Origin of the sequence: Nocardia pseudovaccinii NBRC 100343 (assembly GCF_001613225.1) — a bacterium.
Lineage (GTDB): Bacteria > Actinomycetota > Actinomycetes > Mycobacteriales > Mycobacteriaceae > Nocardia > Nocardia pseudovaccinii.
Map to the genome: position 1 here is coordinate 1 of NZ_BDBY01000381.1, position 2,969 is coordinate 2,969.

3 protein-coding genes are annotated in these 2,969 nt (G+C 67.2%); 1 reads left to right on the top strand and 2 read right to left on the bottom strand.

The window, feature by feature from the left end:
- Together NP3_RS41285 and NP3_RS41290 are read right to left on the bottom strand one after the other, a co-directional pair.
- On the bottom strand, positions 1-997 hold a 997-nt coding region (locus tag NP3_RS41285), incomplete at its 3' end, for an aminotransferase class V-fold PLP-dependent enzyme (RefSeq protein WP_157124900.1).
- A gap of 288 nt (positions 998-1,285) precedes the next feature.
- Entirely contained in the window at positions 1,286-2,284 is a 999-nt protein-coding gene (locus NP3_RS41290; RefSeq protein WP_063047140.1) for a helix-turn-helix transcriptional regulator, read from the bottom strand.
- Positions 2,285-2,299: 15 nt separating this feature from the next.
- On the opposite strand from NP3_RS41290, the gene NP3_RS41295 reads away from it, so the two are divergent.
- Positions 2,300-2,866 carry a VOC family protein gene (locus tag NP3_RS41295; RefSeq protein ID WP_373864823.1) on the top strand — a complete coding sequence of 189 codons (567 nt, stop codon included), beginning with the start codon at positions 2,300-2,302 and terminating at the stop codon, positions 2,864-2,866.
- The last annotated feature ends 103 nt before the right edge of the window (positions 2,867-2,969 follow it).

A 2,969-nucleotide genomic window follows, 5' to 3' on the forward strand; every position in this document is an offset into this window, starting at 1 on the left:
CCAGCCCGGCGCGAATCGACTCGATGATCGCCGGGGTTCCGCCCTCTTCCCGGGCAACAGGATCATCGAGGTATCGGTGCCCGATCGGGTCCACGAACGCCACCGTGCCCCCTCCCGGCACGGTGGGCACGGGGTTGCGCACCAACTCACGACGGACCACGAGGACGCCAGGAGTCTGGGGCCCGCCGACGAACTTGTGCGGCGAGAGAAAGATCGCATCCTTATGGTCGCCACGACCAGGAGCGCTCTCCCGCACCCGGATCGGAACATAGGGACCGGCAGCAGCGAAGTCCCAGAAGGACAACGCGCCGTGCTCATGAAGCAGGGTGGCGATCCGATCGGTGTCCGACAAGACGCCGGTGACGTTGGAGGCGGCAGAGAAGCTACCGATACGCAGAGGTCGGTCCGCGTAGTGGATCAGCCGGTGCGCGAGTTGTCCCTGGTCGATGTGACCGCCAGCGTCTTCGTCGATCACCACCAGGTCGGCGATGGACTCCCGCCATGGCAACTCGTTGGAGTGGTGTTCGTAGGGGCCGATGAACACCACCGGCCGCTGCGAATCGGGTACCCGCCCACCCCACTGGTAGCGCGCGGCCAGCCCTGACGGTACGCGGAGCTCGAGAATGCCAACCAATTTGTTCACCGCCGCCGTTGCCCCGGACCCGCAGAAGATCACCAGGTCGTTCTCGGTGCCGCCAACCGCGTCGTGGATGATCTGGCGTGCGTCCTGGCGCAGCAGTGAGGTCTGCAATCCGGTACCGGAGCTTTCGGTGTGGGTGTTGGCGTATCGCGGTAAGACTTGCCTGCGGATGAAGTCCTCGAGAAAATCCAGCGACCGCCCTGAAGCGGTGTAGTCGGCGTAGGTGATCCGGCGTCGGCCATAGGGTCCGTCCAAGACCTCGCCTTCACCGATAACCCCTTGCCGAACCCGCTCAAGCAAGGGTGAGGTGGGGACCGGCGCCGCCCAGACGTCCGCGCTCCCGGTCACCGTATCCATGCGGTCCCTTCCTTCCGCCGCGGCTAGCCAGCACCGCGGATACAGCCAGCGTGCCCCTGGGTCATGCGCCGCGCCAGGGCCATTTGGTCTTCTAGGACACGCGATCCAAAGAAGTGGCCCAGCGGCGGGAAGGTTCTTCGAGAATTCGCCATGATCTCATCGAGGATCCTGGATGCCCTCACATGCGGGCCGCTACTGCCCGCCGCTCGGAGAGATCCACCACCAACCGGGTAGGTACCTCTCAGCCGTTGAGGCTTCCACGAACAGCGGATACCACGCCGCGGAGGATCAGCTCAGTCCGGCGGCGCGGCCTGCGCGACCGGAGAGGCCGGCGAACGCGTCGCGTAGTGACTGCGGGCCGATGACCTCGATCTCGGTGTCGAACCGTGCCAAGGTTGCGGCCAGGGCTGCCCAGGACCAGGAACCGGCGAGCAGTCTGGTTCGGGTGGGGGTGAGTTCCTCGACAATACCGTCGCCGGCGAACGGGATCACCTGTGCGGCAGGGATATCCAGGATCGCCTCACCGCGGCACGGCCAGACGTTCACGGTTTCGGAACCCTTGAATCGGGCCGAGAGGAAGGCGGCGACATCACCGCCCGGCACCGTCCGGGGTGTGAAGCGCGGTCCGTTGGGGACACGGAGAGTCATCCGGTCGGCGCGGTAGATCCGCCAGTCCCCGCGCTCCGGATTCCATCCGATGATGTACCAGCGTCCGTTCCGGACGACGAGGTGGTGGGGCTGCACCCGTCGCGGCGGCCGGAGACCGGCGTCGTCCGTCCCCACCGCAGACTCGTAGTCGAACCGCACCTCCTCGCCAGATCGAATGGCAGCGCTGAGCGCGAACAGCACGTGGGTATCAGCTTGGGGATCGGCCCCTCGCTCAGCGGATTCGACCGCGCTGATCTCGAGGGAGTCGACGCGCTGCCGCAAGCGGGACGGCAGGACCTGACGGACGGTAGCGAGGGCCCGCGCGGCGGACTCCTCGATATCCGCACCCGTCCCGGCCGCGATCCGCAACGCCACGGCCAGCGCGACCGCCTGATCGTCGTCGAACAGCAGCGGCGGCAGTTCGCTGCCCGCCTCGAGTCGATAACCACCCTCCGGTCCCTTGACCGCCCGGACGGGGTAACCGAGCCCGCGGAGGCGATCGACGTCGCGCCGCACCGTGCGTTCACTGACACCGAGCCGCCGAGCGAGCACAACCCCTGGCCAATCACGTCGGACCTGGAGCATCGACAGCAGCGAGAGCAGGCGGCGGGAGGTCGCCGTCGAAGAAGCGTTCGGCATGTCGGCCAGACTGCCATGAGAAGCGGACATTCCCTGACCGCTACCGATGCCAGAGTCGCCCTCGTCGCCGGAACCCTCCGGCGCGAACCAATTTCCGAAGGGACTCCGATCACCATGTCGGTAAACGCTGTTGCCCACCTGAACTTCCACGGACAGGCCCGTGCGGCCCTGGAGTTCTACCAGTCGGTGTTCGGCGGTCAGATCACCATCGCCACCTACGGCGACTTCGGGATGCCCGCCGGGTTGCCCGACGCCGCCAAGGTGGTATTCGGACAGGTCATCGCGGACAACGGCTTCCGGGTCATGGCCTACGACGTGCCCGGCGAGAACGAACCGGCCGCACCAGCCGCTCCCACGACCCGCCGCGAGAACGGCACCACTTTCACCTCGGAGCCGTTCTTCCTGTCGGTCCGCGGCGAGACCACCGACGAGGTCGGCGCGCTGTGGGAACGTCTCGCGGACGGTGCGACGGTCATCGAGGAATTCGGCCCGGCGCAGTGGGCACCCGCCTCCGGGATGCTGTGCGATCGCTTCGGCATCACCTGGATCCTCGACGTCGCGGCCGAGTACACCCCGGCCTGAGCGTCCGCACTGCTCGGGGTGCGAGCGGAACCCGGTCGCACCCCGACTGCACCGTCCGGCGCGACACTCGACACAGGAGACACCCCGCAACGCGCGGAAGATC